Origin of the sequence: Alteromonas gracilis (assembly GCF_043642145.1) — a bacterium.
Lineage (GTDB): Bacteria > Pseudomonadota > Gammaproteobacteria > Enterobacterales > Alteromonadaceae > Alteromonas > Alteromonas gracilis_B.
Genome location: NZ_JBHZRZ010000020.1, coordinates 1 through 6,519, shown reverse-complemented (window position 1 = coordinate 6,519; position 6,519 = coordinate 1). Strand labels below are relative to the sequence as shown.

At 41.8% G+C, this 6,519-nt stretch carries 10 protein-coding genes; 2 read left to right on the top strand and 8 right to left on the bottom strand.

From position 1 onward, the window contains the following. Positions 1 to 76: 76 nt before the first annotated feature. Entirely contained in the window at positions 77 to 340 is a 264-nt protein-coding gene (locus ACHUFN_RS19885; RefSeq protein WP_394224469.1) for a hypothetical protein, read from the bottom strand. A gap of 526 nt (positions 341 to 866) precedes the next feature. On the opposite strand from ACHUFN_RS19885, the gene ACHUFN_RS19880 reads away from it, so the two are divergent. After that, a complete protein-coding gene (locus ACHUFN_RS19880; RefSeq protein WP_039219417.1) occupies positions 867 to 1,115 on the top strand; it encodes a type II toxin-antitoxin system Phd/YefM family antitoxin in 249 nt (82 codons plus the stop codon). Further along, a complete protein-coding gene (locus tag ACHUFN_RS19875; protein WP_007991254.1) occupies positions 1,105 to 1,398 on the top strand; it encodes a type II toxin-antitoxin system RelE family toxin in 294 nt (97 codons plus the stop codon). Before ACHUFN_RS19880 ends, ACHUFN_RS19875 begins: the two co-directional genes overlap by 11 nt. 452 nt (positions 1,399 to 1,850) lie before the next feature. Here the strand turns inward: ACHUFN_RS19875 and ACHUFN_RS19870 are convergent, their stop codons facing one another. From ACHUFN_RS19870 to ACHUFN_RS19840, 7 genes are all read right to left on the bottom strand, one after another. Further along, entirely contained in the window at positions 1,851 to 2,198 is a 348-nt protein-coding gene (locus ACHUFN_RS19870; RefSeq protein ID WP_305412927.1) for a hypothetical protein, read from the bottom strand. Between the two features lie 39 nt (positions 2,199 to 2,237). Further along, positions 2,238 to 2,441, bottom strand: a complete 204-nt coding sequence (locus tag ACHUFN_RS19865) for a hypothetical protein (RefSeq protein WP_394224468.1) — start codon at positions 2,439 to 2,441, stop codon at positions 2,238 to 2,240. A 316-nt stretch (positions 2,442 to 2,757) separates the two neighbouring features. After that, positions 2,758 to 2,961, bottom strand: a complete 204-nt coding sequence (locus tag ACHUFN_RS19860; RefSeq protein ID WP_394224467.1) for a hypothetical protein — start codon at positions 2,959 to 2,961, stop codon at positions 2,758 to 2,760. A 144-nt stretch (positions 2,962 to 3,105) separates the two neighbouring features. After that, a complete protein-coding gene (locus ACHUFN_RS19855; protein ID WP_061997005.1) occupies positions 3,106 to 3,429 on the bottom strand; it encodes a hypothetical protein in 324 nt (107 codons plus the stop codon). Positions 3,430 to 3,554: 125 nt separating this feature from the next. Further along, positions 3,555 to 3,791 carry a hypothetical protein gene (locus tag ACHUFN_RS19850; protein WP_394224466.1) on the bottom strand — a complete coding sequence of 79 codons (237 nt, stop codon included), beginning with the start codon at positions 3,789 to 3,791 and terminating at the stop codon, positions 3,555 to 3,557. Between the two features lie 774 nt (positions 3,792 to 4,565). Further along, entirely contained in the window at positions 4,566 to 4,796 is a 231-nt protein-coding gene (locus ACHUFN_RS19845) for a hypothetical protein (protein ID WP_394224465.1), read from the bottom strand. Positions 4,797 to 5,627: 831 nt separating this feature from the next. Beyond that, positions 5,628 to 6,416: a trypsin-like serine protease gene (locus tag ACHUFN_RS19840; protein ID WP_394224464.1), complete on the bottom strand. Its 789-nt coding sequence runs from the start codon at positions 6,414 to 6,416 to the stop codon at positions 5,628 to 5,630. Positions 6,417 to 6,519: the final 103 nt, after the last annotated feature.

Sequence of the window (6,519 nt, the reverse complement as noted above, 5' to 3'; positions counted from 1 at the left end):
AGGGCAACGGTATTGATCTTGAAATAGTGGTCAAAGGGCTATCTTTTTTCATTGACAGCCCGGAGGCTCATATGTGTTATGTTCGTGCACTTTTAGACCACTTTTCTAAAATTGCCTTTTCAATGATTTCATCAGGATTTTCGCCCCGAGAAATAAATTCTGTTCTCAATATTTCTAAATGCCATGTCGGGCAATGTCTGCTGTCGCATGGTGTTTCTGGGTCGTCAGTAAAGTGCTCATAGGCGTAATGAAAGCAAAACCAATGCATGCCCTCATAAGCTTCGTATTGTTCGAGTGGTTCTTTAAGCTCATTACCGCACCCGTTACAAAAATTTGGCATTCGTTTTTCCACTAAGAACATAACTTTTAAATAAGGGGCGCAGGCGCGTGGGCTAAAATGCGAAGCAGCTCACGTGTATGCGTCCCAGCCTGCGCTAGCAGGCGACTTAATTTTTTTGTTATACACAAACCGTTTCTTAACTGCCAGCATGTTGAAGAAAATAGAGTAAAAGCACTGAACAAAACAACCAATGTTTTAAACTTTTATTAGCTGCTAAATAAGAGAGCTGCTCGAGTTGAAAAGCAGAGCTTTTACGCCTCCTTCGATGCTTACCAGAAACTAAAACGAACCCCCAAAGCTGTTGTAAAAAAGCGCCGAACTTTGACTTGCTTTTTACTAAAGTTTGGGTAAGTCCTGTGTATAACACCCGCATAACGGGCAAAAATATGTAGGCTACAATACCAAGCGAAGCGCAGGGAGCCTACGTATTTTTGTCCCAGCGAACGTAGTGAGCGAGTTTATGCGCTTGTTAAACCAACAATGATAGCCTAAAATGACCTAATTAAAGACCTTTTAGGAGACCGTTATGGCGGCGAGAGTTTTGGCAGATGTTGCTGCAAGTATTACTGAACTAAAAGCTAACCCTATGAAAGTTGCGAGCAGTGCATATGGCGATCCTGTCGCTATATTGAATAGGAATGAACCCGCATTCTACTGTGTCCCGGCTGAGATTTACGAAAAAATGATGGATCGTTTGGAGGATCTGGAACTACTACAGCTTGTTAGTGAAAGGCAAGGTGAAGAAAGCGTTTCGGTGAATTTGGATGACCTATAAATTAGAGTTTAAGAGAAGCGCCCTAAAAGAATGGAATAAACTAGGTAGCACTTTGCAGCAACAACTGAAAAAGAAGTTAGCAGAGAGATTAAAAACACCGCACGTAGCCCCAGATAGAGTGTTAGGTGCCGATAATGTTTATAAAATAAAATTACGTCAATCAGGATATAGGTTGGTGTATCAGGTACTTGATGACGTAGTTGTAGTTACAGTGCTTGCAGTGGGAAAACGCGAGAGAAATGAGGCTTACAAAAAAGCATTAAAGAGACTTGATGCTGAATAAGGGTTTAACTTTTAAATAAGGGGCGCAGGCGCGTGGGCTATAATGCGAAGCAGCCCACGTGTATGCGTCCCAGCCTGCGGCAGCAGGCGACTTAATTTTTTTGTTATACACAAACCGTTTCTTAACTGCCAGCATGTTGAAGAAAATAGAGTAAAAGTACTGAACAAAACAACCAGCGATTTTAACTTTAGCAAGCAGCTAAAAAAGAGGGCTGCTTGAGTTGAAAAGCAGGGCTTTCAAGTTACCTTTGATACCGACCGAAAACTAAAACGAACCCCCAAAGCCGTTGTAAAAAAGCGCTGAACTTTGGCCTGATTTTTACTAAAAAATGGGTGGTGTATAACTTTTAAATAAGGGGCGCAGGCACGTGGGGCATAATGGCGAAGCCGCCCTGCGTGTATGCGTCCCAGCGAACGAAGTGAGTGACTTAATTTTTTTGTTATGTGCACTCACTAAGAACAACCTTGATTTACAAGGAGCTGAACTAATTTTGATGTTTGCTCTGCCTCTTGAACAAATTGTAGATGACTCTTTCCGAGGAACATGCCATCGATAGTTAGTTGATAACCACCGATTAAATTCTTAGAGTTAAGACTCAAACTAGTACTATTTTCCAAATATGTGAATTCCAAAGATGAGTCTAAAGCGGTAACAGGCTGAAACGGTTCATACTCATTTATTGTGTTAATAAGGCACGACGCTTCAATTGGAATTTCGAAGTTCACTCCATAGCCGATTTTATTGTCGATGCTGGAGCATCCGCTTAGTAATAATAAAACTGAAAGAATTTGAATTTTCATGTGCACATAACATTAAGCTAAGCGGCGCTGGCAAGTGGGCTAAAATTCCGAGCGAAGCGAGTTAGCCCACATGTTAGCGTCCGAACGACCGAAGGGAGTGGACTTGAGCGCTTTGTTAGAAGCAGAGCCAGTTCCTTTGGTCTGTTTAAAAACTGATGAAGCCAGCATACGATTGATTATTAACACAAACAAGTAAAACAACAGCGCAGTGATGGCTTTGATTTGACTGAAGCAAGCTGCCATTTAAGTTACCAAGTGCATTGGCGCTTACTGATTGAAAATTAGAACTTGGCGATAAAGCGCCTAATGCGCAACCTTTGAAGTTAATGCGGCGAAGTTAAAACCACCTAAAGCAAGAGCGATGCTAGTGAAAACAGGTGAGGGTAGTTGAACTAGGATTTTTATAAAGCCAAACGAGGTTTAGGCTGACGCCTTATAACTTTTAAATAAGGGGCGCAGGCATGTGGGGCATAATGGCGAAGCCGCCCCGCATGTATGCGTCCCAGCGAACGAAGTGAGTGACTTAATTTTTTTGTTATGTGCTGACGCAATTTAATAGTTACCTAGGTATTACAAAAAAGAAAGATAAAACCAATAAAAGTAAGACACTTATGGAGCTACCAACAAGCTTACTACTTGAATGCGATTTACCTCTAGCCAGCAGAGCTTTTCTAACAAAAACATGGCCTACTAATACTGAAGCTACGGCAATTAAGCCTATAGTAAGTACAAAATTGGTGAGCGAGTTAAGTGTTTCTTCCATGTCTAAAATCCTTTTTACTACCAAAGCACATAACTTTCCAATAACGGGCGCGGACATGTGGGGCATAATGGCGAAGCCGCCCCGCGTGTATGCGTCCCAGCGAACGTAGTGAGAGTGTTGATTGGCTTGTTAGCCGCGCTTCACTTACGAAGTACTTTTTTGAAATTTGCGCATAGCCCTGACGACATTAACAATGGGCAATATCGAAAAGAAAACATAAATAGCTACGAACAGTAAAAGGTCGAAATAAGCTAAGTAAACTAACACCCCAACTACGATTTGTATTACACCAGATAATAAAAAGCTATTGCCTACGTATTTGCAGAAAGCAGGTAGGTCGGCAATTTTAGAAAAGTCGATGCCGTTAAGTACATCCGCTTTTTGTTTGAAGGTAAGCAGATAGCCAATGATTAAATATATAAAGCCGCTTAAGCAGGATATTAAAAGTATTAGAAAACCTGTATCCATGAAAAATCCTTTTTAGTGGCTAACGCCCCAATAAGGGGCAGTTGCTTGCCCGCGAAAATAGCGATAGCGCGGGCGAGTAACTGTCCCAGCGACCGCAGGAAGCGAGCTTGATTGGTTTGTTATATTCAGATGGCTGTTTTTTCATCTGATGCTGTTGTAAACCTTCGCTTACCGGCTTTGAAAGCTCTAATGCCAAGCAATGAGAAAAGCGTAATAGCCAAAACTTTTCCAGTTAACAGTCCGATACTATAAGCATCCTCTGGCACGGAAAAGTTCATTAACAAACCAAGAGCAGATAACAGGCTCCATGAAATTAACAAAAACGAAAGTAAATAAAAAAGAACTCCAAAAAACTTGGTCACTAAAGTTTCCTCCTCTGAATATAACTTTTAAATAAGGGGCGCAGACATGTGGGCTAAAATGCGAAGCAGCCCACGTGTATGCGTCCCAGCCTGCGGCAGCAGGCGGCTTAATTTTTTTGTTATACACAAACCGTTTCTTAACTGCCAGCATGTTGAAGAAAATAGGGTAAAAGTACTGAACAAAACAACCAGCGATTTTAACTTTAGCAAGCAGCCAGAAAAGAGGGCGGCTTGAGTTGAAAAGCAGAACTTTTAAGTTACCTTTGATGCTAACCAAAAACTAAAACGAACCCCTAAAGCCGTTGTAAAAAAGCGCTGAACTTTGGCCTGATTTTTACTAAAAAATGGGTGGTGTATAACATTAAGCTAAGCGGCGCATTTGCGTGGGGCATAATGGCGAAGCCGCCCCGCGTAAATGCGTCCGAGCGACCGAAGGGAGTGGCCTTTAGCGCTTTGTTAGAAGCAGAGCCTGTTCCTTAGGTCTTTTTAAAAAATAATGAAGCCAGCATACGATTGATTGTTAACACAAACAAGCAAAACGACTGAGCAGTGATGGTTTTGATTTGGCTGAAGCTAGCCGCCATCTGAGCTATCGAGTGTAATGGCGCTTGCTGGCTTAAAATAAGAACTTGGCGATAAAGCGCCTATTACACCACCTTTGAATTGAAAGTGGCGGATTTAAACCTACCACAAGCCAGAGCGATGTTAATAAAAACGGGAGAGCGCAGTTGCACTGAAGTTTTTATATAGCCAAATGAATTTTAGGCTGACGCCTTATAACATTAAGCTAAGCGGCGCAGTTGCGTGGGGCATAATGGCGAAGCCGCCCCGCGTAAATGCGTCCGAGCGACCGAAGGGAGTGGACTTTAGCGCTTTGTTAGAAGCAGAGCCAGTTCCTTTGGTCTTTTTAAAAACTAATGAAGCCAGCATACGATTGATTGTTAACGCAGACAAGAAAAACGACTGTGCAGTGATGTTTTTGATATGACAGAAGCTAGCCGCCATCTGAGCTACCAAGTGTAATGGCGCTTGCTGGCTGAAAATAAGAACTAGAAGGTAAAGCGCCTATTACACCACCTTTGAATTGAAAGCGGCGGATATAAACTTACCACAAGCCAGAGCGATGCTAATGAAAACAGGTGAGGGTAGTTTTACTGGAATTTTTATATAGCCAAACGAAGCTTAGGCTGACGCCTTATAACTTTCCAATAACGGGCGCAGACATGTGGGGCATAATGGCGCAGCCGCCCCGCGTGTATGCGTCCCAGCGAACGTAGTGAGTGCGTTTATTGGCTTGTTAGGTGCGTTCATAAACAACCTCGTCTGACCCAACGGATTAAACACAGTCCAAGCCTATACTACAAATTGTTAGTAGTACAAAAACAGGCCAGCTTGCTCCGACAATTATTGATGAGATTACAGCAACAACACTACTTTTTAAGTAACTTAGTTTTTCACACAGTTTTGCAATGGTAGCCAGCAGTGCTACCGGGACAAAGTAGATAATACACAGACTTATAATGAGCTTTGCATGACTATTTTCTTTGGCAAAGTCGGATGATTCATAAAAATAGCCACGTAAAAATAAGACGGCAAATACCAAACACGAAAAAGTAACGAGTCCTTTATATTTGAAGCTATTGAATAACAAAGTTCCGGTAATAAGAAACAAAAAACACAGAAAAATATATAAAGGTGAGACCAAGTTTAGATTCCTTTCTTATAAGCATCTAACACCCAAATAAGGGGCACAAACATGGCGGTTATAATCGGAGCGAAGCGACACAACCGCCATGTTTGTGTCCCAGCGAGCCTGCGAGCGACTTGATTTGTTTGTTAGCTACCCACTACGCCTTTTATCCAATTGTAATAATTAGATATTCTGGTTTGATAAGCAGTTGTTCCATACAAACCGCCTTTGAATGTAGACATATCCCCAGTTGCAAATTGCCAACTAGATAAGCCCGCGAGATAGGGAGTGCCGTTTTGATAAATGATAGACGCACCGCCACTGTCTCCTGAGCCTTGCATTCCTTCCAACGGAAGGGCGTTGTGCGGTGAATTAAACTTAAATGATAACCATTTACCGCTTGCGCTTTCTACCATATTTTGAAATCTATTTGGCTGATGAAGCGCTTTAGTATTTAAATTTTCACCGGTTAATCCATTTCCAGTAGCACCTTTGCCAAAGACCGTTAGGATTTTACCTTTTTCGTCAGATTTTGAATAAAGAGAAATCGGTTTAATATTTGAGACAGCTTTGGAAAGTTTTATCAGAGCTATATCGCTACTTGATTTCAAAATTTGCATCAGTGGCGCCAAATCTCCGCTTAGCATTTCCTTGCTGGGTTTTAAGTAATTTGGGTGTATATATACTTTTTCTATTTGATATTCTTGGGAGCCGATATTTAGAGTAGTTCCCGTATAATCATAGAAAATCGTGTGTGCTACTGTGACTATCCATTGTGTAGCTATCAATGCTCCATGTCCTTCATGGGGCATATCAATTATGTAATCTGGCATTTTTTCAACATGATATTTTTCCACTGAAATATCATGACGCATGACTACTGCTTTGGATTCAATACAGCAACATGCTAATGCTAGTAAAATGAAAAGTCTCATGTTACTCCTAAGTCAAAACTGGGTAGCTAACTTTCCAATAACGGGCGCAGACATGTGGGGCATAATGGCGAAGCCGCCCCGCGTGCATGCGTCCCAGCGAACG